9 protein-coding genes are annotated in these 25,040 nt (G+C 67.5%); 1 reads left to right on the top strand and 8 read right to left on the bottom strand.

The window, feature by feature from the left end; all coding sequences use genetic code 11:
• Positions 1–111: 111 nt before the first annotated feature.
• The 8 genes from AC1KAT_RS13240 to hemN all read right to left on the bottom strand — a co-directional run bounded on the left by AC1KAT_RS13240 (position 112) and on the right by hemN (position 24,156).
• Entirely contained in the window at positions 112–609 is a 498-nt protein-coding gene (locus AC1KAT_RS13240) for a hypothetical protein (RefSeq protein WP_480326661.1), read from the bottom strand.
• Positions 606–14,891, bottom strand: a complete 14,286-nt coding sequence (locus AC1KAT_RS13235) for a LysM peptidoglycan-binding domain-containing protein (RefSeq protein ID WP_480326659.1) — start codon at positions 14,889–14,891, stop codon at positions 606–608. The genes AC1KAT_RS13240 and AC1KAT_RS13235 overlap by 4 nt, the downstream gene beginning before the upstream one ends.
• Positions 14,892–15,093: 202 nt before the next feature.
• Positions 15,094–16,374 carry a pilus assembly protein PilP gene (locus AC1KAT_RS13230; RefSeq protein ID WP_480326657.1) on the bottom strand — a complete coding sequence of 427 codons (1,281 nt, stop codon included), beginning with the start codon at positions 16,372–16,374 and terminating at the stop codon, positions 15,094–15,096.
• Positions 16,375–16,525: 151 nt separating this feature from the next.
• A complete protein-coding gene (locus tag AC1KAT_RS13225; protein ID WP_480326655.1) occupies positions 16,526–19,222 on the bottom strand; it encodes a bifunctional acetate--CoA ligase family protein/GNAT family N-acetyltransferase in 2,697 nt (898 codons plus the stop codon).
• 168 nt (positions 19,223–19,390) lie between these two features.
• Complete coding sequence (locus AC1KAT_RS13220; RefSeq protein WP_480326653.1) at positions 19,391–20,518, bottom strand: S1C family serine protease; 1,128 nt, start codon at positions 20,516–20,518, stop codon at positions 19,391–19,393.
• Positions 20,515–22,008: an MBL fold metallo-hydrolase RNA specificity domain-containing protein gene (locus tag AC1KAT_RS13215; protein WP_480326651.1), complete on the bottom strand. Its 1,494-nt coding sequence runs from the start codon at positions 22,006–22,008 to the stop codon at positions 20,515–20,517. Before AC1KAT_RS13215 ends, AC1KAT_RS13220 begins: the two co-directional genes overlap by 4 nt.
• Positions 22,009–22,063: 55 nt before the next feature.
• Complete coding sequence (locus tag AC1KAT_RS13210) at positions 22,064–22,738, bottom strand: sulfite exporter TauE/SafE family protein (protein ID WP_480326649.1); 675 nt, start codon at positions 22,736–22,738, stop codon at positions 22,064–22,066.
• Between the two features lie 8 nt (positions 22,739–22,746).
• A complete protein-coding gene (gene hemN / locus AC1KAT_RS13205; RefSeq protein ID WP_480326647.1) occupies positions 22,747–24,156 on the bottom strand; it encodes an oxygen-independent coproporphyrinogen III oxidase in 1,410 nt (469 codons plus the stop codon).
• 98 nt (positions 24,157–24,254) lie between these two features.
• Here hemN and fnr point away from each other — a divergent pair, with 98 nt between their 5' ends.
• Positions 24,255–25,037, top strand: coding sequence for a fumarate/nitrate reduction transcriptional regulator Fnr (gene fnr / locus AC1KAT_RS13200; protein ID WP_480326645.1), 783 nt, complete (start codon positions 24,255–24,257; stop codon positions 25,035–25,037).
• Positions 25,038–25,040 lie beyond the last annotated feature (3 nt).

The following is a 25,040-nucleotide window of genomic DNA, read 5'->3' as shown; positions in this document are numbered from 1 at the left end:
GGTGAGTGCAGAGGGTCTAGCTTAGCTTAGCGCAGCTATCCAGATGCTCGCCACACCGGTCGTTGCGCGAAGGGACACGCCGGCAATCATCTCAGGCGATCGGATCGCGGCTCAACCGTATGAGGTGCGATCTGACTCGAAAAACGCCCAGAAGTAGAAGAGACACACCAGCATCACCTCCACCGTGCAGCGGGAAGCTTCCGCCTCCACCCTCACCTGGGTACGCCAGCGCACGAACTGCGACCGATCCTCCGAGACCACGTAGCGCTCGCCCGCGCCGGGTCCTGAGCTGACAGAAACTGCGAGCCGAAGCTCCTTGGCGGGTGATGGCTCCGACCAGTCAATGGACAGTGACCGCCGAGGCGAGACAAGTTCGCGCAGGACCGGCCACTTGCTCACGACATCGAAACTTTCACCTGTCGCGATGAGCTTCGTGCCGCCGTCCGTCTCAAGAAACGGCTTCCCATTGCGAAGAACGTTCAGGTTTCCCTTTGAATACCGGGCAGAGAGCGGGCCGATCTCTTCCTCGACGTTCGTTCGCAGGACCAGGTCTCTGCGAAAAAACGAGCGAGGCGCGAGTTCGGCCCACTTTTGCGACATCAGGATCAAGAACCAGATTTACGGAATTCGATCGCGACCTTGCCTTTGAAGACATCGGTCTTGATCCCGAAGTCCACATTCACCGAGGGGGTGATGATTCGATTGCCGGTGAGGTTCAAACGCGCCCCTGGCACCACTTCAACACTCAACGGCACGCCGGCAATCTTCGGCTTCAAGAACGGCACCGGCACCTTCCCAAAGTTCTTTTCCACCAAGAGCTCTTCCTGGAAGCCAGAGTTCCAGTTGTAGCTGAAACGGGCCACTGTATCGACGCCCGCCTTCATGTCGCGCGGCATATCCAGGCTGACTTCCTTCTTGAACTGGAAGCCGATGCGGTCGGTGCCTACCATGACCTTCCAGTCGTCACCTCTCCAGTCGTCCGCGCCGAACTTGCCGCCGAGCGAAATCCGGACGGTGTTCAGGTCTTTGACCGACGCGGCGAACTTGACCGAGGGATCGAGCACATTGGTCTTGAAGTCTTCAGCCAGCGTGCCGGCTTGGTGGGAATCCCAAACGCGCGTACCGAGGCGGCCCAGGCCCAGCCCTGCATCGCCCAGCGCGAAACCGAGTTCAGCGGGGGCTTTCACGAAGGCTGCAATCGCCGTCACGGCACCGCCGCCATCGCTGACCGCTGCGTTGTCGAGGTTGGCGCGTGTGCTGGTCTTGAAGCTGTTCCAGCCATCGAGCACGAACGAGTCGTAGTTGCCGGTGAGCGTCTCGCGCGTCGTCGTCACGTTCGGCGACACGTAGGCATCAATGCGCTTGTTGGATTCGACCACCAGACGGTAGTTGGGGTCTGCGTCCCGGTCAGCCTGCGAGTACTTGGTCATCGACCCGATCTTCGCGAGTGCTTTCATGCGTTCGACGGCAGCGCGGCGTGCATCCTCGCCAGCTTCCTTCGACACCGATGTGCGCATTGCTTGATCCAGCTCTGCAATCTGCTCCGGCGTGTAGACCGACAGATCGGAGCTGTACTCGACGCCGGTATGCGTCATCCAGCGATTCAGCTTGCTGTTCCACTGCACATCGCCGCGGACCAGCGCGTCGGCCGCTGCGGCGTACGGCGCATCAGGATTTAGGGCCTTGCCGATGACTTCGGGGCCCTGGCCACGCTTGGCGACATGGCTGCGGCGCTGCGAAACGGGCTCGTTCGCCTGAGTGTCTGCCGGTGAACCGGCGGCGGCCTCTGTTTCGCCCGTGGGCGTGGGAACGGCGACTGCCGGCGGCTGCGACGTTTCGGGCGCAGGCACGGGGACCGGCACCCGGGTCTCGACCGGTGCGAAGTGGTGTCGCGCCCCTCTATCAGCCATCAGCGCGCCCAGCGGATCGGCCGAGTTTCTGTACCGCAGGTCCATGCCCAAGCGCTCGCCCGCCGCCTGAGCGTAGGGTGCCAACTCGGTGCCAATGGCGTTGCCGAAGGCGTCGGTCGCGATCTGGCTCATGCTGACCTTGCCGCCGCGCACCAACGCAGACGCCGTGCCCGAGGCAAAGCCTTGCAGGGTGTTCCGCGCCAGGGCGCCGCCGACTTCTCCCAACCCGGTGAACGCACCGTCCAGGGCCTGGGCAGCGATGCCACCCACGCCTGCGCCCACGGCGGCCGCGGCCACGTTGCGCCAGCTGAACTTGTCTTGCAGGCCCGTCGCTACCGAGATGCCTTGGGTCAATGCGTTCGACACGGCCGCCTTGACGACGACGTTCTTCAGCATTTCAGCCCCCGGACCGGCGTACGCCGACAGGCCCGCCGTCACCGCACCACCGACGGCCGCCAGGCCCACTTGCTTCCAGCTGAACTTTTCTTGGACGCCGACGGCCATGCCGACCAACTGGCTGGCGATGGACCCCACCGCCGCAGCCGCAGCCCCGATGGCCACGCTGGCCGCACTGAGCTGGCCCATGGCCACGCCGAAGTACCCTGCCGCAGCCCCTGCCGTGAAGTACGTGACCACGATGGCCACGACGATGACCAGCAGCATGCCAAGACCACCGCAGCCCTTGTCGGCTGCCGGCATCGGCAAGTTCGGCGTGGTGTCGCCGGTGATCTTGCTCGGGTCGTACGGCTTGAAGGTGTCGGCGCTGTTGTGCACCGAGCCCACCGTGCTCGGGATGTTGATGGTCTGGCCGACACGCAGGTCGCGGTCGCCGCTCAGGCCGTTGACGTCGGCGATGCGGAACCACAGGCGCTCGTCGCCATACGACTGTCTGGCGATGCTCTTCAGCGTGTCACCCGCCTGCACCTGGTAGCTGCCGACGCTGGCGGTCGGGTAGTTGCCGGTGATGGGCTGGTAGCCGAAGTTGAAGTCGGCGATCTGTGCGAAGAGCGGGTTGCCGTCGTTGTCACGCGGCTTCAGTTCGTCGATGCCGATGCCGTAGCGCCCCATCACCTCCCCGTTGACCACAACCTGACGCTGCACGTTGCCGGCCTGGTTGACGTAGAGCGCACGCCCCGCGAGGTCGTTGATGAAGTTGCGGTCGTTCGAGTCCTTCGTGGTGTCGTCCACCCGCGTGAGGTTGCCGTTGGCGTCGTACGTGTTGATGGTCGATCCGCCGTTGAACTTGGTGCTCGACCCGTCGATGCGCGCTTCTTTGTAGCCTTCGTAGCGTGCGTGGGTGTAGTGGTAGGTGTTGGTGTAGTCGCCCGGAATGGTCAGCGTGTACGACTTGAGGTTGCCCGCGGCGTCGTAAGAGCTGTAGTCGATCTCGGTCGTCACCCGGCTGTTGTCGCTGCTGAGCACGGTCTGGTGCAGCAGGCGGCCGTTGGCGTCGTAGCGGTTGCGGCGCGTTTCCAGGCCGATGGCCTGGCTCGATGCCGTGCCACTGTTCAGCGCAGCCGCATAGCCGGCCGGTAGCACGCCGTTCGGGCCGGTCGTGATGACGCGGCTCGACGCGTCGTAGCCCCGGGTATCGACTTGCACGCCATCACGGGTGACGCTGGTCAGTCGGTTCAGGATGTCGTAGTCGTAGGTCTCGACCACCTGCCCTTGTGTCGTCGTGTACGACGTGGCGGTGCCACCGCTGTACAGCGGCGTGCCCGACTCGTCGTAGCCGATGATGGTGGGCGGCGTACCTGCCGTGGTCACCACCTTGTTGCCATAGAACGTGTCGCTGATGCGGTTGCCGTTCTTGTCGTAGGTGACGATGTGGCCGTCGCTGCCGATCTGCCCTGCCGCGTTGAGGTCAACCCCGACCTGGCGGTTCATGCTGTCGTAGCGGAAGTAGCGGTCGGTGTCCTTCGACGTGTCGGCCGAATTGCTGCCGACCTGCACGACGTTGACGTGGGTGCGCACGCGGGTGCGGTTGCCCATCTTGTCGTACTCGATGTCGATGTTCATGCGGCCATCGCTCACATGGCGCAGTCGCCCCGCGGTGTCGTAGGCCAGGGTGTTGTCCTGGTACACGACGCCAGCCTGCGTGGTCTTCTCTCTCACATGGCGCCCGGCCATGTCGAAGGTGTAGTCGGTGACTTGGTTGAGCGAGTGGTCGGTGATGCGCGTGACCTGGCCCGCCGCGTCGTAGGCGTTGGTGAGCTGGGCGCTGGTGCCGTGGCGGCTGTTGAAGGTGCTCAACAGCTGCCGTGCGTTGTCGTAGGTGTAGCGATAGCGCGCGCCGCCGATGTCGGTGTGGGTCGCGATCAGGCCGAAGTAGTCGTAGCTCCAGGTGGCGGCCAGGTTGTTCTGGTCGATGCTCGCGACCTTGCGGCCGAGCACGTCGTACACCGTGCGCGCCGACGGGCCACCCAGCGGCTGGATGGTTTCGATGACGCGCCCCGCCAGGTCGTACTTGTAGCGGGTGGTGTCACCCACGCCCTGGGCGTTGCCACCGTTGGTCTGGCTCAGCTTGCGGCCGGCCTGGTCGTAGGTGTTGTACTCGTAGACCTGCCCCGTGCTGTACGAGGTCTGCATCGACGAATTGATGGTCCACAGGTTAACCACGCCATGGACGGTTTGCACGAGGCGCCCCATCTTGTCGTAGTGGAAACCGGTGGTGCGGTTGGCCCGTGCTTGCGAGCCCGCCGCGGCAGCGTTGCCCTCGGCATCGACGGTGCGCACCTTGTCGCCGAAGGCGTCGTAGAAGTGCGTGATGAGGCCGCCGTCGGCATGACGCTCGGCCACGAGGTTGCCGCCCGCGTCGTACTGCTGGCTGTTGACGTTGTTGTTGGCGTCGCGCACCGCCACCTGGTGGCCGAGCGCGTCGTAGTAGACCTGCGTCACCGGGCTGTTGGTGCTTTGCGCTCCGGCGGTGTCAGGCTTTTGCTCGCGGATCAACTGGTTGCTGGCGTTGTACTGGTAGGTGGTCTTCCAGGCCGCGTAGCGCGGGTCGCTCAGTTCGGTGACGTTGCCCCAGCGATCGGTCTTTTGATAGACGGTGGGACGCGCAGTGAAGTTCGCGCCATTGGCACCGGCCGTCTGGGTGAGCGTATTGACGCCAGCCACGCCGCTGATCGACGTGCTGTTGGCCGCCGTTGAGACACTGGCGCTGTACTGCGCCGGGGTGCCCGGAACGACGTACGACGGTGTGTAACCCGGTGTGGTGACGCTGACCGTCGGCGGCGGCGTGGTGCCAGGCACCCACACCTGTTGCTGTTGCTGCTGCGCCTGGTAGACCGTATACGGCACGGCCACCACAACGTTGCCCTGCCACGCATAGCCCTGGCCGAGGATCGGGTTGCCGCTTTCGTCCGCGCCCACGACCACCGGGGCGCCATAGATCGGCCGCGGGGCCTGTGTCATGTACTGCGCCGGGTTGGGCGGGTTCACGGTGACGTTGCCGTAGACCGGCACCTGCTGCGTCTGGTACTGCGTGACGTAGGTGACCGTGTAGATGATGTTGCCCGACTCGTCGCGGGCGTAGATCGGGTTGCCCGACTCGTCGTAGCCGCTGATGACCGGAGGGCCCTGCACCGGCACCTGCACCGCGACCTGCACGGTGTCGTAGCGGATGATCTGGCTCACCGTGTAGGGCACGGCCACCACCACGTTGCCCGACCAGGCGTAGTGCTGGCCCAGGTAGGGTTGGCCGCTCTCGTCGTAACCCGCAAACACCGGCGCGCTGTACACGGCGCGGTGATAGCCGGTGATGTAGTTGGCCGGGTTGGCCGGGGTGACGGTCACCGGCACCTGCACGGTCACGGTGACCGTCTGGTAGTAGCCCGCGCCTTGCGGGTTGACGGTCAGGTTCCCCGTGCCCAGCGCGAGGGTCGTGCTGCCCGAGGTGTAGGTGATCCTGAATTCGTACACCGCGGCGCCCAGGCCCGCCACATTGGCGTAGCTCTTGTCGGCTGCCGTGCCGATGGGCAGAGTGCTCCATGCCGAGCCACTGCCCGAGACACGGTATTGGAAGGTCGGCGAGCCGCCGGCGGTCGTCCAGTAGACGCCCAGCGCCGTGGCATACCCCGTGGGGTTGCCCGACTCGTCATAGCCCGTGGGAATGCTCAGCCCGCCCGGGGGCGCGATGGCGATGCCCGTGACCGCCGGGTAGCCGACCGCCGGCACCGTGCGCGGTGCCACCGCCGCCGTGACGGCGAAGGTGCCGGTCGCATGGGCATATGGCGTGGCTTCGTTCGATCGCGTCCACAGCAGTTCAAACTGGTAAGTGCCCGCGGCCAGACCGGCCGTGTTGACGCCGTCGTAGCCGTTGCCACGGTTGCTCACGGCGAGGCTGCTCCAGCCGCCGGTGCTGCCCGAGACACGGTAGCGCAGGGTTTGTGTGACAGTAGCCGGCTGGGCCTGCCAGGCCAGCACACCCGCGCCCGACGACCCGTAGGTGATGGTCGTCGAGATGCTTGCCAGCGGTGCAGAGGTGACCGAGACGGTGCCGCTTGCCGTCGTGCTGACGGGTTGCCCCAGACGCGTGGTCTGCACGCGGTACTCGTAGTTGCCCGCGGCGAGGCTGCTGGCGTTGTAACGCAGCGTGTTGCCGAAGTTGATGGCACCCGTCATGGCGGTCCACGTCGAGCCGCCCACCGGGCGGATCTCAAGCACGACCTGCGTGCTCGGGTCAGCCGCGGCGGCCACGTTGAAGACGTTGCCCACGGCGCCGAACCCACCCTGGTGCACGGTCTGCCAAACGCCTTCGACGTTTTTCTTCTCGAGCGTCATCGACGTGACGCTGCCAACGCCGCCCTGCCCTTCTTCGGGCCAGCTCAGAACGGCGCCCGAGGCACCGGCTTCCGCGCTCAGGATCAGCGTACGCGTGCGCGTGACCGGGGTCGAGTAGACCGCCGGGGCGATGACGTTGCCCGATTCGTCGCGTGTCTCGGGGCTGACCTGGTAGCTCTGGGTCAGGTAGGTCACCGTGACGCGCACGTCGCCGGAGCCGGTCCCCGCGAGCGACGACCACGACAGGTTGATCTGGTTGTTGCCGACCCAGATCGGGTTGTTCGACTCGTCGTAGCCCGCCACGGAGCCCGACGCCGCGATCGACGCCGTGTTGAGCTGCTGCTGCACGGCCACGCCGCCCTGGCTGGTGGTGCGCTGAGGTTGGCGCTGTTCCGTGACGCGACCGAGCGCGTCGTACAGCGTGTCGGTACGGCGCAGGGTCGTCAGGCCGGCGGCCTGGTCGGCACTGGTCAACAAGGCCAGGTTGCGGTCGTCGTAGCCCGAGCCTGAACTGCGGATCTGTGCCGTGGCATTGCCTTGTACGTCGTAAAGAGAAATCTTGTCGACGCCGTCACCGCTGTTGGTGCGCCACAGGCGTCCCGCGTTGTCGTAGTCGAAGTACTCCTGTCGTCCCCCATTCACGCCCTTGCGCACCACCTCACCGAAGGCGTTGTATTCCTGCGCGGTATCGATGAGGTTGGCGGCGGTCTTGGCCACGGCGCCCGTGCCGGAGCCGGTGGCCTGGGCGGCATTGCCTTCCCAGCGCATGACCCAGCTGCCGCCCACCAGTTGCCAGATGCGCACGTAATTGATGGCCGAGATGCCGTTGGCATCGGTCCACGCCATCGAGACACCGCCCGCAGCGGATGCAGGCGTGCTGTCCAGCGTGCGCGAAGTCGCAAAGCTGGCCGTGCCGGTGTAGATCGGGTTGCCGGCTTCGTCGGTGCCGGTCTGGCGCAAGGTCGAGACGGTCTGGTAGTCGAGCTGCACGCGCACGGTGCTGGCGGCCGGATCGACCAGCGTGCTCCATTCGAAGCTGACGCGGCTGGACCCCACCGGGTTGCCCGACTCGTCGAGGTACGACGAGCCGATCAGCGTGGCCCTTGCCCCGTTGGCGAGCGTGGTCGCCACGCCCGGGTCGAGCGTACGGGTCAGCTGACCCAGCTTGTCGTACTGGTAGGCCTGGAAGGTGCTGCTGTCGGCCACGAGCTTGCCGTTGGCGCCCACCACCGGCGAGCCGGAGGTCACGCCTTGCCAGGTCTTGGCGACCTGGCCTCGCTCGTTGTAAGACGTGAAGCTGCTGTAGCCGGCGGCATCGGTCTGCTGGGTGTTGCGGCCATGCAGGTCGTACTTGGCGTAGGTCGCGCGGTCGGCGGCGTCGGCCGCACCGGCGGTGTAGCCCGGCGTGGCGGTACTCGACACGCCAGTGAACTCGGCCGCGGCGCTCGCGCCGTTGCGCAGGTCGATCTTGGCGACAACATTGCCGTACGCATCACGGCGGAAGACGGTCAGCGGCGTCATGGCCGCGCCGCTCGGCGTGCTGCTGCGGGTGGGTGCCGCCACGGCCGTGACGCGGCCCAGCGCGTCGTAGTAGCTGTAGGTGCTGGCGCCCAGCGCGTCGGTCGTGCGCGTGAGGTTGCCCACGGCGTCGTAGCCGTAGGTTGTGGTGAGGCTCTTGCGGCTGCTGGTGCCCGTCTGGGCTTCGGCGGCGGTGCTGGTCTCGACGCTGAGGCGCGTTTCGCTGAGCTTGCGGTTCAGCCGGTCGTAGGCGAACTGCACCGTGCGGTCGTTGGCATTGGCCACGCCTGCGGGGGCGGCGGTTTGCCAGCTCGTCGCGGTGGGCAGGGCCACGGCGGTCGCGAACTCGGTGGTTTGCGTCAGGTTGCCCACGGCGTCGTACACGCTCGTGGTCAAGTAGCCCAGCGCATCGACGCTGGCGGTGCGCTGGCCCAGGCGGTTGAAGTACTGGGCGCTGTAGTCCCAGCCGCTCGCCTTGTTGGTCGCCACGAGCACCACGTCGCCGAAGGCGTTGAAGGTGTTGCGCGTGGTCTTCTGCGCGTTGGCGTAGCTGCCCAAGACCGAGTCGTAGGTGTAGACGGTGGGTTCACGCACCTCGGTCACGCGGCCGAGCCGGTCGTAGACGTTGGTGAGCACGCGGTTGGCGCTGCCGTTGTAGCCGGCCGCCGTGACCACGGCATTGATGGCGGCCACGCTGGGCGCCTGCGCGGCGCTGGTCGGCACCGTGCTGGCCAGCGTGGTGGCCACCCCGTAGCGGGTGATCTGCAATGCGTCGCCGAACGTGTTGCGCACGTAGCCGGTCACATGGCCCATCGCATCGACGTCGAAACGCACGCGGTTGGCGAGGTCGTAGGCCTTGTAGCTGGCGTTGCCGGCGACATCGACGTTGGCCACGGCGTTGCCGAAGGCGTCGTAGAAGGTCTGCGTGCTCAGCGTGCGCGTCGCTTCGGCGCGGGTCGCCACGCCGGTCGCGCCGTTGGTCGCGAGGGCGGCGGTGGTCTCGCTGTACACGCCCACCGGCGGGTGGGTCACGCGGATCTGTCGGCCCGCGGCGTCGTACGCGTAGCTCGTCGTACGTTCTTCACCCGCGCGGCCCACGGCTTCGGTGCGGCTGAGCAGGTTGCCCAGGCCGTCGTAGGCCATGCGGGTGGTGATGCCGGCGGTGACCGTGGCGCCTGCGACCAGATCGCCGTAGGCGTCGGTACTCACCGTGCTGAGCGCCACCTGCGGGCTGACCTCGGTCAGCACGCGCCCGGCAGCGTCGTAGGTGTAGGTCCAGACGCTGCCCTTCTTGTTGGTGAAGGTCAGCTTGTCACCGCGGCCGTTGTGCGTGAACGACTCTGTCTGGTTCAGCGCGTCACGCGTGGTGAGCAGGCGACCGGCCTTGTCGTAAGTGAAGGTCGTGGTCTGGTCGGCCGCATTGGCGGTGGGCAGCGCACCGGCGGTGGCCGGCCGTGTGGCGTAGCGCGTGCTCGTGAGCACCCGGTCGGCCTTGTCGTAGGTCGTCGTCGAGACGTATCCCTCGGCGTCGGCGCTGTAGCTGACGCGGTTGGCGCGGTCGTAAGTGAACGTGGCAACACGGTCGGCCGCGGCGTTGGCGGTCACGCTCGTCGGCACGCCGCCTGCCGTGATGAGGTTGGCGTACTGCGTGCGCCGCACCACGTTGCCGTTGGCGTCGTACTCGTTGCGCGACACCGCACCGCTCGGGTCCGCCGTGTACGCCAGGCGATTGGCGTTGTCGTAGGTGAAGACGCTGATGCGGTCGTTGGCCGCGTCGGCAACCACGGTGCTGGGGCTGGCCGCCGCGGCCACCAGCGTGGCGTGGCGCGTTTGGCGAACGATATTGCCGTTGGCGTCGTATTGGTTGGCAACGACCGCGCCCGTCGCATCGGCCACATGCGTGGCACGGTTGAGTGCGTCGTAGACGGTGCGGGTGCGCTGGTCGCGCGTGGCGTCGGCCACCGGGGCCGGGTCGGTGGTGCCCGTCCACGTGGCGAGGTTGATGACGTTGGCGTAGCCGATCTGCTCGACGACATTGCCGTTGGCGTCGTAGCGCAGTTCGGTGACCGCGCCCGTGCCGTCCACGGTGAAGCGCAGGCGACCGTCGCGGTCGTAGCGGTTGGCCTGGATGGCGTCGCGGCCCGCGGCGGCCACCACCAGCGCTTGCACCTGCGCCGAGGTGGCCGGCGTGGCCAGGCTGCTGAGCTGCGTGGCGCTCAGCGCCGTGGCGTAGCGGGTGCTGCGGGTGACGCGACCTTGCGCGTCGTAGTCCACCTTGCTGACGCCGCCGGCCGCATCAACGGTGAAGACCAGTTGATCGTTGGCGTTGTAGGTGTAGCGCGTGAGCGCGCCGGTGCCGTCGGTGCTGGTGACCGCGTTGCCGTTCTTGTCGTAGGTGTAGTTGCGGGTGATGTTCAACCCGGTCGGGTCGATCTGCTCGCGAATGCGGCGGCCGAGCTTGTCGTAGGTGTACTGGCTGACGGTGCCGGTCGCGTCGGTGACCGTGAGGGCCCGGCCCTGGGCGTCGTACGTGTAGCTGGTGATGAGGTTGAGGCCGGCCGCATCGACCACCTGGCGCAGCACCTGGCCCTTGAGGTCATAGCTGATGGTGGTGACCGTGCCGCGCGGGTCGGTCACGCTGGCCTGCTGGCCCTTGGCGTCGTAAGTGAACGTCGTGGTGAGGTTCAGGCCGGTCGGGTCGACACGACGGGTCAGCAGGCGGTTGGCGGCGTCGTACGTGAAGGCCGCCTTGACGCCACGCGCGTCGGTCGTTTCGATGAGGCGGTTGGCGCGGTCGTAGGTGTTGGCGCTCGTCACCGCCAGCGGGGCGGCGGTGGTCTTGAGGTTGCCGTTGCGGTCGTAGGTGTAGCTGGTGACGGCCCCGCGGCCGTCGGTGATGCTCAGGGTCTGGCCATGGCGGGTGCGCACCGTCGTGACCACCACGCCTTCGGGCGTGGTCATGGTCATGCTGCGCGCGGTGTCGCTGTAGGCGTAGCGCGTGACCTGGCCCAGCGCGTCGGTCTGCGTCAGCACACGGCCGAAGGCGTCCCAGGTGCTGTTGCGGGTGGCGTTGGTCGGGTCGATGGTTTGCACCGTGCGGCCCAGGCGGTCGTAGCTCTGCTGGCGTACGTTGCCGTTGGCGTCAGTGCTGCGGGTGAGGCGACCGAAAGCGTCGTAGACGGCGCTGGTGATGGCGTTGATGCCGGCCGCGTCGCTGACGCTGCCCACTTGCAGGCCACGGCGGTCGTAGCTGCCCGTTTGCACCAGCGTCTGGCCGCCGCCCAGGGCCGTGGTCGTGCTGAGCACTTCGCCGAAGGCGTTGTAGGTCTGGCTGTTGACGTTGCCCAGCGCGTCGGTGGTGGTCGCCACCTGGCCGCGCTCGGTGTAGGTCAGGCGGGTGGTGCTGTCGAGCGTGGCATTGCGCACGCCGTTGAGCGCGGTGGTCAGGGCCGCGACCACCAGCCCGCCGGTGAGGCCGGTGGTGGCGATGCGCGTGCCGAAACGCGTGGTCGCCACCAACTGGTTGAGGGCGTTGTACTGGCGTTCTTCGGCTTCGCCGAGGTGGTTGACCGTGGTGACCAGGCGGCCGTCGGTGTCGTAGAAGAACAGGGTCTTGAAGCCGTTCGGGTCGGTGGTGCTGGTGCGGCGACCGGCGGCGTCGTAGGTGTGCGCGAGGCCGTGCTGGGTCCAGATGGTGTCGATCTGGGCCTGTGTCAGCCCGCCGACCAGCAGCGCGGCGCCTTCGGCGCTGAGCTCGCCGACCAGCCGGCCCTGCAGGTCGAAGCGTGCATTCAGCGTGCGCACCTCGGCCTGCCCCGCCGCCTTCACCGTGGACACGAGCTGGCCCACGTTGTTGTAGGTGAACTGCGTCACCGTGCCTTCGGCGCTGGTCTGGCTGGTGGCGCGGTTCAGCGTGTCGTAGCTGGTGTTGAGGGCCTGGTCGGCGGCGTTGGCCGCCGGGCGGATGCTCGCCAGGGCCGTGCCCGGTGCCGGGCTGGCGGCCAGGCGGGTGGCATAGCGCACCGAGCGCGTGAGGTTGCCGCTCGCGTCGTAGACGTTCTCGGTGAGGTAGTTCTCGGCATCGACGTGGCCGATGAGCAGGCCCTTGGCGTCGTAGAGGTTGACACTGCGCTGGTCGTTGGCCGACGCCGCCGGGCGCAGCGCGGTCAGCGTGCCCGCTGCCCACTGGGCGCTCGGGCTCACGGTGGCATAGCGCAGCGTGGTCGTCAGGCGGCCGGCTGCGTCGTAGCTCAGTTCGCTGAGGTAGCCCTCGGCATCGAGCGAGCCCAGCAGGCGGCCGTCGGCGTCGTAGAAGTTGCGCGAGCGGCGGTCGGCTGCGGCATTGGCGGCCGGCGTGGCGGCGGCATCCGTCGGCCGGGTGGCCGCGGTGATGTTCGCGGCCACCACCGCGTTGGCCCAGCGCACGACGTCGGTGACGCGCGAAGCCCCGTCGTAGCGGGTCTCGGTGACGTAGCCGAGCTCGTCGATGCTCTTGGCCAGGCGGTTGGCGTTGTCGTAGAGGTTCCAGCTGACGTAGCGCGTGCCCGCTGGGCGCACCGTGGCCAGGGCGACGTTGAGCGGGTTGCCGCTGGCGTCCACCAGGGCCGCCGTGCTCGCCGCCGTCGCGTAGCGCAGGGTCTGCACGACCTGGTTGTTGCGGTTGTAGACGTACTCGGTGACCGAGCCGTCGCTGTCGATGTCGGCCACCTTGCGGCTGGCTTCGTCGTACAGCGCCCAGTTGCGCACACCGGTCGCGTCTTGCGTCATGCGCAAGCGGCCGTCGGCGTCGTAGAAATAGCGCGTCTCGCCCAGGTTGGCGCTGGCGGCGCTGCTTTGCAGCACCGAGGTCAGCCGGCCCGCGCGGTCGAAGGTGCTGGTGGTGACGAGGCCGTTCGCCAGCGTGACGCTGCTGCGGTTGTTGGCGTCGTCGTAGGCGTTGGTCGTCGTCTGGCCGAGCGCGTTGGTGGTGACCAGCAGGCGGCCGAGGCCGTCGTAGGTGAAGCTGGTGCTGCCAGTGGTCGCGCTGATGCTGCTGAGCAGCAGGCCCGCCTGGTCGTACACGTACTGCGTGGTGCTGGCGGTCGCACCGGTCACGCCGGCGCCGGCGGCGTCAACGCTGGCATAGGCCACGCTGCGCTGCACCTGCCCACGGAAGTCATAGACCCGATCGACACGCTGCGTCTTGCTGCGGTCTTGCGAGCCGACCCAGGTGGTCATCTGCGCTTCGGTCGGCGACGCCGTGGCGGCCAGGGCCGTGACGTTATAGACGGCGCCGGCGTACTGGATGGTCGCCGTCAGGTTGCCGTACGCGTCGTACTGGTGCTCGGTGACCCGGCCTTCGGGGCTGAGCGCAAAGCGCAACTGGTTCTTGTTGGTGGCGTCGTAGACGTAGCGGCTGGTGATCGGGCTGGTGGCCAGGCCCGCACCCGCGCCGTCGGCGTCGGGCACGAGGTAGGCGGTTTCGGTCAGCACCTGGTTGCGCGCGTCGAAGCTGCGGGTGATGGTGTTGCCCGCCGCATCGCGCTGCAGCGTCTGGTTGCCGCGCGCGTCGTACTGCATGACGACGGCACGCCCCTCGGGATCGACCACCTGCGTCAGGTCGCCATTGGCGTTGTAGGTGAAGGCCGTGACCTGGCTGACACCGCCGACCGCCGGGCCGGTGATGCGGATCAGTTGGCCGGCCGTGTCGTAGTCGCACAAGGTGCGCAGGCCCAGCGGGTCGGTGACCGTGGTGCGCCGGGTGGCCGTGTCGTAGGCGAAGCTGGTGGTCTGGCCCAGCGCATCGCGCAAGGTCGCCACGCGGAACTCGGTACCCACCTGCACATAGGTCACGGCCAGCGAAACGCCGCCGTTCTGCGTGATCGACGCGACCCGCTTGCTGGTGCCGTCGTAGGTGTAGCTGGTGACGAAGGTGCGGGCGTCGGCCACGCTGTTGTCGGCGGGCGTCAGGTCAACCGTGACGCTCGTCAGGCGGTTGCTCGCGTCGTAGGCATAGCGCGCGCGAGTCAGGGTCTGCGTGGCGGCCCCCACCGTGATGACCGTGCGCACCTGCGTGAGGTTGTTGCCGGTGTAGTCGAGGTAGGTGGTTTCGCCGCTCGCGCTGCGCATGCTGATCAGCTTGCCGCCGGCGTCGTAGGCGTAGCTGACGGTGTTGCCGGCGGTGTCCACCGTGGACACGAGGCGGCCGGTGGTGGCGTCGTAGCGCTCACGCAGGCCCGAGGCGCCGTCGGTCCACACGTACTGGTTGGTGGCCGAGTCGTAGGCGATGCTGTCGAAGGCCCCGCCGCCCGCCGTGCTGGTGTAGCTGACGGTGGTGGCGTTGAATGCGTAGGTCGCCTGCGCCCCGTCGCGGTCGGTGCGAACCAGGGTGCTGCCGGCCGCGTTGCGCGTGCCGGTCAGGCGCAACTGCTGGTTGAAAACGCCGTGCGACCAGTTGTCGCCGTTGTCGTCGGTCAGCAAGCCCTGGCTGTTGTATGTGCGCAGCGCGCCGACATCGACACCCCGGCTGACCAGCAGGTCGTCGCGGTTCTGCAGCACCAGGTTGCCGTTGGCGATGTTGACGTAAGCCAACTCGCCATTGCGCCCCTGCCCCGCCGCCCCCATCACCCCACGCTGGCCGAGCGTCGCCAGAGAAGTCAGGCTCAAACCAAGGGAGTTGCCGCTGACGATCGCTACCATTTTTCTTCCGTCCTGGATGCGGACGCCCTCTGCGAGGGCGCCCGGTGTTTGCGTTTGGTCGTGGGACGAACCCTTGCATCGGGCTCGCTACAACCAATACATCCAGTGCTTCTGAAAAGTGTTTAGCGGGAATTTGTAAAAATATGTTTGCGCAACATTCGTTTTCGGAGGGTCGTTTGAAAAACTAGCGAAACCCTACTCGCTACCCACCTTTCGCGCCCCCCCGTTTGTGAAGGCAAGCTCTCCTAGCCATTCCCGAATAGTCCAATCTTTGCAATTTTCGATTGATACCCCCCGAAGAATCAGAAGGAGATTCATCAACAAGAATCCCACAACCAGATATTGACTTTACCACTCCAGAATTCTTCCCAATGCGCATCCCGACCCTAATAAGCCAAGTGACGTCATCCGGAGTTTCCACAAATGCGGCAATCTGACCATTCGACCGAATGTAGCCTCGCCAAACCATATCACCGATGTCGTAGAACTCAAGGGCTTCGCAAGGGGACTCTGAGTTTCTGACATTTAAGGCTCGGCGATCGCATGTATCGTCAACAGCCTCGGGCAACAACATTTCCGACGATTCAGCTTGTCGAGCTGGACAGGTTCCGTGACGACGGGCAATCCAAGCTCCTTTCTGAATTTCGACCGTCACACCAGATACATGAGTGACAACCTCATACATCGTTGATGCAGAGACTCCACTCAGATGCATACCAATCAAGCCCCAATCCCTTTCCCCGGAAATATCTCCTGAAATATATTTACTTGATCGAGCGATCGCATTCACCACATCAATAGGTGGTATTGCAGAAAAACTGACGCTCAACGGCTTGCTTTCGAACGGGTTGATTTTCGCCCTGACATCCCCAGCACAGGCCGCCCGCATCATCAATATATCGCCGTATCTAGAAACCCCGGCGCCAGCCTGTGAAGCCAGAAGCATCATCAAGTCATCGTATCGGGAGAACGACCTGTCCACATTAATTCTGGGGGCAGAGTAATCGCCGACAGCAACATTCCGATTCAAAGCCTCAGCAGAACGCACCAACAGTCCGCTTAGTCGAATTTCGTTGGCATACACGTAAAATTCTTTTGTTTCAGCCCCCGCATTTCCTGGGTGGAAAAGAAAACCCAGCAGCTTCGCGCAAATGAGCATTTTTGAGAAATGCCTCACCACTCCATCCTTTCTGCGCATGCTGTACGCGATTTCACTGCCACCCCGCAACCAAAACACTTCATCTCCGGGGCGGCAATGGGATTGCATAATTGAACCCATTAAATATTTCAGCAGCAGTATTTTTTTGGAATTACCTCGATCGCCCTGGCTGAATTTTCCTTGGAAGGAAATCTTTGCTGGCCCCATTCCGACATCCCTCTTGATACTTCCATCTTCGAACGCCGAAGGAACGACATTATGGAATTTTCTGGAAACGTCCTCGCCGACTGGCCCTCTGCATTGCCTCATCAACTGCTTGTTCATTGAATAAATCAGGCGATTGCCTTCAATACTTCCGAGCACATCCCCAATCTTCTGAGCCGAGTCCTACGGAATAAAATCCAGAGCGCTGGAAAATCGTTTAGCGACGGTGTGCATTTATGTTAGTAAAGCACTGCAGCTGGCCCCGACCGCTTCACGCGATCACGGGGGGCGTCGTCAACTGCAGTCGCAAACCCACCGCATCCCCGCCGTGCCGCGACACCTCGAACCCCAGGCTGCCGGCCAGGCGGGCCATGCCTTCGTTGCCGGGCATGCATTCGCCGACGACCTCGTGCACGCCGTGGGCTTGCAGGTAGCCAAGGGCTTTTTCCATCAGGCGGCGGCCGAGGCCCTGCCCTTGCCAGCCGCTGCGCACCTGCACCGAGAACTCGGCACGCTCGTGGTCGGGGTCGCAGACGGTGCGCACCTCGCCGAGCAGGCCGTCGGCGCCCAGTTCCGGGGCGACGGCCACGAAGGTCATCTCGCGGTCGTAGTCGATCTGGCTGTAGCGGGCGAGTTCTGAGCGCGGCACCTGGCGGCGCGACATGAAAAAGCGCAGGCGCAGGTCATCGGGGCTGGCGTGCTCGTACAGCGAGCGCAGCAGCGGCTCGTCTTCGGGGCGAATCGGCCGCACGACGGCCGCCCTTCCCTTGAGCTCGATGGCCTCTTCGTACTGCGCCGGGTACGGGCGGATGGCCAGGCGGCGCGACTCGGGTGCCGGGTGCGCGGTGAGCTTCACGCGTGCGTCGAGGGCGATCACGCCCTGCTCGTCGGCGAGCAGCGGGTTGATGTCGAGCTCGGCCAGCTCGGGCAGGTCGCACACCATTTGCGAGACCTTCACGAGCGTGGCGTGGATCGCGTCCATGTCGGCGGCCTTGCGGTCGCGGTAGCCGGCCAGCAGCCGGGACACGCGCGTGCGCCCGATCAGATCGGCGGCGAGGTTCACGTTGAGCGGCGGCAGGCTCATCGCGCGGTCTTTGACGACCTCGACCGCCGTGCCGCCCTGGCCGAACATGATCACCGGGCCGAACACCGGGTCGGTGGCCACGCCGACGATCAGCTCGTGCGCCCGCGAGCGCTGCACCATCGACTGCACGGTGAAGCCGGTGATCGAAGCGTCGGGCCGCAGCTTGGCGACGCGCGCGAGCATCTGGTCGGCGGCCTCACGCACGGCCTCGGCCGAATGCAGGGCCAGCACCACGCCGCCGACGTCGGACTTGTGCGAGATCTGCGGCGACAAAATCTTCAGCGCCACCGGAAATCCGATCTGCACCGCAGCGTCCACCGCCGCCTGCGTGTCGGGCACGCTGCGCGTGGCGACCACGGGCACGCCATAGGCGGCCAACAGCGCCTTGGCTTCGAGTTCGTTCAGCTCGGTGTGCCCCGCCGCGAGCGCGGTGGTGATGACTTCGCGCGCGGTCTTCAGGTCGGGCGGGGTGGCGCCGTTCGGCTCGGCGCTGGCGCGCGGCACCTCCATCAGCGCGTGGCGGTTGCGCCGGTGCTCAACCATGTACGAGAACGCGGCCACGGCGCGCTCGGGCGTGTCGTAGGTCGGCACGCCGGCTTCCGAGCAGGCCTCGCGCGCGGCGCGCACCGAGTCGCCGCCGATCCAGCAGGTCAGCACGGGCTTGGTGGCCTCGGTCATCAGCGGCAGGCAGGCGCGTGCGATGTCGATGCTGGGCACAACGGCCGTGGGCGCGTGCATGAAGATCACCGCATCGACGCCCTCGTCGGCCAGCGCCGCCTTCAGCGCCACCACATAGCGCTCGACCGGCGCGTCGCCGATGATGTCCACCGGGTTGCCATGCGACCAAGTGGCGGGCAGCGTGTCGTCGAGCACGCGCAAGGTCTCGCCGCCCAGCGTGGCGAGCTTGCCGCAGCCGTTCGCCAGCGCGTCGGCAGCCAGCACCCCGGCCCCACCGCCATTGGTGACGATGGCCAGGCGCTCGCCATGCAGCGGCCGGGCGCGGGCCAGTGTTTCGGCAGCGTCGAACAGGTCGGCCAGCGTGTCCACCCGCAGCATGCCGGCGCGGCGAAAAGCGGCGTCGATCACGTCGTCGGCCCCGGCCAGCGCGCCGGTGTGCGAGGCGGCGGCCTTGGCGCCTTCGGGCGCGCGGCCGGCCTTGACCACCAGCACCGGCTTGTTGCGCGCTGCGGCGCGGGCGGCCGACATGAACTTGCGCGCCGAGCTGGCCGACTCCATGTACATCAGGATGGCGCGCGTGCTGGAGTCGCTGGCGAGGTAGTCGAGCACGTCACCGAAATCGACGTCGGCGCTGTCGCCCATCGAGATGAAATGCGAAAAGCCGATGTTTCGCGCATTGCCCCAGTCGAGCAAGGCGGTGGCCAGCGCGCCCGATTGCGACACGAAGGCCAGCCGCCCCGGCAAGGCGCCGGCCTGCGCGAAGCTGGGGTTGAGCCCGAGGCCTGGCACCAGCAGGCCCACGCAGTTGGGGCCGAGGATGCGCAGCAACCGCGGCCGGGCCGCGTCGAGCATCTGCTGCTCGAAGGTGGGGCCGCCGGGCTTGGCCGCTTCGCGCATGCCGGCGGTCAGCACCACCGCGCCGCGTGTGCCTTTGTCGCCGAGCTGTTCGATCAGCTTGGGCACGGTCGCGGCCGGTGTGCAGATGACCGCGAGGTCGGGCGCCTGCGGCAGCGCCTCGACCGAGTGCCACGCCCGGTGCCCGGCCACGGTGGACCGTTTCGGGTTCACCGGCCACACGGGCCCGGTGAAGCCGCCCGCGAGCAGGTTGCGCATCACCAGCCGACCGAGGCTGCCCTCGCGGTCGGACGCACCAATCACCGCCACCGAGGCGGGGCGGAACAAGGCTTCGAGGTTGCGCACGCTCACGGTGGGGCTCCTTCAGGTCGGCATCGGTCAGTCAATCGGTCGAGGCTAGCGGGCCGAGCCGGTGCGGCCGTTGACAACCCTCAGGGTCGCTCGGGCAAAGCGGGGCGGCGTCGTTGCGGCGCAGCATCTGTGCCAAGGGGCGGCGGGCCCATCCCGCCCCCTGCCCGTTCAAGGCACGGTGAGCTGGCGGTACTGCCCGTCGCGGTGGACGGTGAAAACCGTGCCGCTCGCCTGGCGCCACGCCAGCAGCATGCGCACGAGGTCTGCACCGTCGCCCACGGCCTGGCCGTTGAAGCCGGTGACGATGTCGCCGGCCCGCAGCTGCAGCCTGTGCGCCAGGCCCTGGGCATCGACCTCGGTGACGAGCGCGCCGCTGGCATAGGCCCGGCCGGCCTTCAGCGCGGCCTGGGGGGTGACGTCGGAGAAGCGCGCGCCCAGCCGGGGGCGAACGATGGCGTGGCCGTTGCGCAGCTCTTGCGCGATCTGCAACACGATCTCGATCGGGATCGCCAGGCCCAGCCCGGGCGAGCCGAAGCTGCCGACCACCACGCGCGAGTTCATGCCGACGATCACGCCCGACACGTCGAGCAAGGGCCCGCCCGAGTTGCCGGGGCCGAGCGCCACGTCGGTCTGGATGAAGGCGCTCTCGCGGTCGTCGCTGAAGTGGCGGTTGGTGCCGCCGACGATGCCGGCCATCACCGTGCGGTTCAGCCCATAGGGCTCGCCGACCGCGAGCACCCAGTCGCCCGGGCGCAAGCTCAGCGAATGGCCCAGCACCGGCCGCACCGCCAGGGGCGGCGCCACCTTCAAGAGCGCGATGTCGGTGTCGGGGTCGTGGCCGACCAACTCGGCGCGCAGCACCTGCTGGTCTTGCAGCTTGACCACGACCTCGCGCGCTTCAGTGACCACGTGCGCGGCGGTCACGATGAAGCCCTGTTCGTCGATGAAGAAGCCCGCGCCGATGGTGCCCTGCGACACGTCGTTGTCGTCGGCCGGTGGCCGCGAGCCCACCGCCTGCCGTGGGGCGTCGGCTTGTGCCTGCGACTGCAGTTCATCGTCGAGGCCGCCGGGCCGGCCGCGCCAGCCGAGGCCATAGACGCCCACCGCCGCATGTGCGCTGCGGGCAATGGCATCGGCGAAGCTGGGGGGCATCTGCGTGGGGGATGCGACCGGGGCCGATGCAGCCGGGGACAGGCCCGAAGGCGCGGACGCACCGCCCGGCACCGGCCAGCCGGCGCAGGCGCCCAGCAGCAGCACGGCCACGCCGCCCAGGCACGCGCGCAGGCGGCGGCTCACAGCGGCTTTCCGCCCAGCAGGTCAAACGCGTCGCGGAAGATCGGCACGCGCACGGCCCAGCCCAGTTCGCGCTCGATGCGCTGGCGCAGCGCGTCGGATGCCGCCGGTTCGCCATGCGTGACGAACACCCCGCGCGGGGCCTGCGGCGCGGTGCGCAGCCAGTCCATGATCTCGCTCGAATCGGCATGCGCCGACGCGCTTTGCACGTTGACGACCTCGGCGCGCACGGCCACGTCTTGCCCGTGGATGCGCACCGTGCGTGCGCCCTCGGCCAGCGACGCGCCGCGTGTGCCCGGCGCCTGAAAGCCGGCCAGCACGATGGCGTTGCGGTGGTCGCCGGCGAAGGCCTTCAGGTGGTGCAGCACGCGCCCGCCGGTGGCCATGCCGCTGGCCGACACGATGACCATGGGCCCGCGCCGGCCGCTCAGGTGCTTCGACTCTTCCACGTCTTTGACGAAATGCACCGCCTCGTACATGGCGTCGCACTCGGCCGCGCTGAGGCGGTGTTCGCTGCGGTGGCGCCGGTACACGCCGGTGGCTTGCACGGCCATCGGGCTATCGAGGTACAGCGGCAGATTCGGGATGTCGCCGCGCTCGCGCAGGCGCGCCAGGTGGTGCAGCAGCATCTGCGCGCGGCCCACCGCGAAGGCCGGCACCACGACCACGCCACCACGCCCGGCCACGCGGCGAATCACCTCGCCCAGCTCGGCCTCGGTGTCGGTGGGCAGGTGCTCGCGGTCGCCGTAGGTCGATTCGCTGACCACCCAGTCGCTTGCGGCCAGCGGGTGCGGCGCGCGCATCACCAGGTCGTCGGGGCGGCCGATGTCACCGCTGAAGGTGATGCTGCAGCCGGCGTGTTCGAGTCGCACGCTGGCGGCACCGAGGATGTGCCCTTGCGGCTGCAACACCGCCTGCACGCCCGGTGCGGGCTCGAAGGGCTGGCCGTAGTCCACCACCTCCAGGTGGTCGAGCGCCTTGCGCGCGTCTTGTTCGGTGTACAGCGCCTCGGCCGGGTGGTGCTTGCTGAAGCCCTTGCGGTTGGCGTAGGCCGCGTCTTCTTCTTGGATGCGGCCCGAGTCGGGCAGCAGGATCTCGCACAGCGCCCGCGTGCCGGCCGAGCACCACACGCGGCCCTTGAAACCGTCGCGCACCAGGCGCGGCAGGTAGCCGCTGTGGTCGAGGTGGGCGTGGGTCAGCACGACGGCATCGAGCCGGTGCGGCTCGATGGGCGGCGGCTCCCAGTTGCGCACGCGCAGCGTCTTGTAGCCCTGGAAGAGCCCCGCATCGACCAGCACCCGGGCGCCGCTCGCGTCGAGCAGCGACTTCGAGCCCGTCACCGTGCCGGCGGCGCCGAGGAAGGTGAGGTGAAAACGCGGGGCAGTGTTCGCGTGCGCGGCGTGCGTGCGCGGCTGGGGGGTCTCGGTGCGGCGATGGGGCATGGTGGCGACGATGGTGCCCGAGGCGCGGGCCAGGCCATTGATTCTCGTCAAGCCGCGGCCCGACATGGCCACGGGTCAAACCCGCGGCGGGCGCGCCCTCACCGGTTCAACAGAACACGCGCTGGTACTCGTGCCACAGGCCGTGGCCCAGCGCCCAGGCCGAGGCACCGGCCACCGCCAGCCCGGCGAGGCGCACGCCCCACTGGCCCGAAGCCGCGCTGCGGTGGCGTTGCAGCCGCTGCCAGAGCATCGGCCCCAGTTGCAGGCTCACCGCCGAGCCGAGCGCGAAGGCTGCCATCACGAAGGCGCCCTGCCAGGCTTGCGGGCTCAGCGACGCGACCATCAACGCCGAATACAGCAGGCCGCAAGGCAGCAGCGCCCACAGCGCGCCGGCGGCGAGCGGCAGCCGGTCGGGGTCGATGTGCAAGGTGCGGATGCGGATCACCTGCCACGCGCGGTGCGCGGCGCGGTCGAGCCAGGCCGGCTGGCGGCCGAGCCACAAGAGGCTCAGCCCCAGCACGACCAGCGCCACATGCAGCATGGCCCAGAAGGGCTTGAGCACGGTCAGGTGCGAGGCGCCCCAGGCCAGCACACCCGCCGACGATGCCACCAGCGCGCCGGCCAGCGCATAGCCTGCGATGCGCCCGGCCTGAAAGCGCAGCAGGCGCTTCTTGGTGCAGCCGATGCCGCCGGTGGCTGCGCCGCACATGGCCACGCAATGCGGCCCACCGGCAAAGCCCATCAGCAAGGCGGTGGCGACGAGGCCGAGCCACAGGTCCATGGGGGCGTTCAGATGATGCGAGAGAAGCGCGCGCGGTCGCGTTCGGCCTGCAGGTGCTTGTCGAACACCATCGCCACCGCGCGCACGAAGTACCAGCCGGTCGGCGTGACGCGCAGGCCGTCGTCTTCGATGCTCACGAGGCCTTGCTCGGCCAGCGGGCGCAGGCGGTCCATCTCGGCGGCGAAGTAGCGGCGAAAGTCCACCAGGTGCGCCGACTCGATCGACTCGAACACGAGGTGACCCTGGCACATGAGGGCCATGATGACCGCGCGGCGGATCAGGTCGTCGCGGTCGAGCGCCAGCCCGCGCACGATGGGAAAGCGCCGGTGGCGCAGCGCGTCGTAGTACTCGGGCAGCGTCTTGGCGTTCTGGCTGTAGGTCGCGCCCACCCGGCCGATGGCCGACACACCCAGCGCCACGAGGTCGCAGTCGGGCTGCGTGCTGTAGCCCTGGAAGTTGCGGTGCAGCCGCCCTTGCCGCTTGGCCACGGCGAGCGCGTCGTCGTGCAGCGCGAAGTGGTCCATGCCGATGTAGTCGTAGCCCCGCGTGCCGAACACGTCGATGGCCGCAGCCAGCATTGCCACCTTGTCGGGGGGCGGCGGCAGCTCGGCCGGCGTGATGCGCCGCTGTGGCTTGAAGCGCTCGGGCAGGTGCGCGTAGGCATAGAGCGCGATGCGGTCGGGCCGCAAGTCGCTCACCTGCTGCAGCGTGCGCGCGAACGACTCGCGGGTCTGGCGCGGCAGGCCGTAGATCAGATCGACGTTGATGGAGTCGAAGCCGATGCGCCGCGCGGCGGACATCAGCGCCTCGACCTGCTCGCGTGGCTGCACGCGGTGCACGGCCTGTTGCACGGCGGGGTCGAAATCTTGCACGCCCAGGCTGATGCGGTTGAAGCCCAGGGCGGCGAGCTTTTCCAGGCGCTCGGGCGTCACGGTGCGCGGGTCCACCTCGATCGAGTATTCACCGCCCGGCACGAGCTTGAAGACGGCCTGGATGCTGCGCATCAACTGCTCCAGCTCGGCGTCGCTCAGGAAGGTCGGCGTGCCGCCCCCGAAATGCAGCTGCGCCACCGGCGTTCCGTGACCCAGCACGGCGGCGTGCAGATTCAGTTCGACCTGGAGTGCTTCCAGGTATTCGGTCGCGCGCTCGTGGTGCTTGGTGATGACCTTGTTGCACGCGCAGTAGTAGCAGACCGACTCGCAAAACGGAATGTGCACGTACAGCGACAGCGGCGGCCGCGCCCCGCCCGTTGCCCCGATGCCGGCCGCCCGGCGCGCCAGCGCGTCGCGGTAGTGGGCGTCGGTGAAGGCCTCGACGAAGCGGTCGGCCGTCGGGTAGGACGTGTAACGCGGGCCTGGCACGTCGAAGCGCTGCAGGGTCTCGCACGAGATGGGGGCGGGGGCAACCACGGGTGTCATGGCGTCACTGTGGCGCCCCCCTCGGCCTGTGGCCTTGATCTGGCTCAAGGGCGTGTGACGGCCGCCGCGCAGAATGAAACCGTTACTTGAGGCCCCTCATGCTGCACGACCCTGCCGACGCCCCCACCATCGCCATCCAGCCCGCAGACGCCCCGCTCTGCGCCACCCGGCGCGAAGCCCTGAAGGTGGCCTGCTCCAGCTGCAACCTGCGCGAACTGTGCCTGCCGCTGGGCTTGACGCAGGTGGACGCCGAACGGCTCGACACGCTGGTCGCCAACCGCCGCACCGTCAAGCGCGGCAGCGCCCTCTTCCACGCCGGCGAAGCCTTCGAGGCGCTGTACGCCGTGCGCACCGGCTTCTTCAAGACCTGCGTGTCGAACGAAGAAGGCCAGAGCCAGGTCACCGGCTTCCAGATGGCCGGCGAGCTGATGGGGCTCGACGCCATCAGCCACGACCGCCACACCTGCGACGCCATCGCGCTCGAAGACTCGCAGGTTTGCGTGATCCCGTACGGGCAACTCGAAACGCTGTCGCGCGAGTTCACCGAGTTGCAGCACGCCTTCCACAAGATCATGAGCCGCGAGATCGTGCGCGACCACGGCGTGATGCTGCTGCTGGGCAGCATGCGGGCCGAAGAGCGGCTCGCCGCCTTTCTGCTCAACCTGACGCAGCGGCTGCACGCGCGCGGCTTCTCGCACACCGCGCTCGTCTTGCGCATGACGCGGCAAGAGATCGGTAGCTACCTCGGGCTCAAGCTCGAAACGGTGAGCCGCACGTTCTCGAAGTTCCAGGAAGACGGCCTGCTCGAAGTGCGCCACCGCCACGTGCGCGTGCTCAACGAAGACGGGCTGCGCACGCTGGTGAACGGCGGCAGCGCCTGAGCT

The organism is Piscinibacter sp. PDB5-1 (genome assembly GCF_056676035.1).
Note: the sequence above shows the minus strand (reverse complement) of the source record. Positions and strands in the feature narration are given on the sequence as shown.

What these genes read in the sequence shown, in the direction of transcription:
- AC1KAT_RS13235 (WP_480326659.1), bottom strand. Translation starts at nt 14,891, where the DNA reads ATGGTAGCGATCGTCAGCGGCAACTCCCTTGGTTTGAGCCTGACTTCT.
- AC1KAT_RS13230 (WP_480326657.1), bottom strand. Translation starts at nt 16,374, where the DNA reads ATGAACAAGCAGTTGATGAGGCAATGCAGAGGGCCAGTCGGCGAGGAC.
- AC1KAT_RS13210 (WP_480326649.1), bottom strand. Translation starts at nt 22,738, where the DNA reads ATGGACCTGTGGCTCGGCCTCGTCGCCACCGCCTTGCTGATGGGCTTT.
- hemN (WP_480326647.1), bottom strand. Translation starts at nt 24,156, where the DNA reads ATGACACCCGTGGTTGCCCCCGCCCCCATCTCGTGCGAGACCCTGCAG.
- fnr (WP_480326645.1), top strand. Translation starts at nt 24,255, where the DNA reads ATGCTGCACGACCCTGCCGACGCCCCCACCATCGCCATCCAGCCCGCA.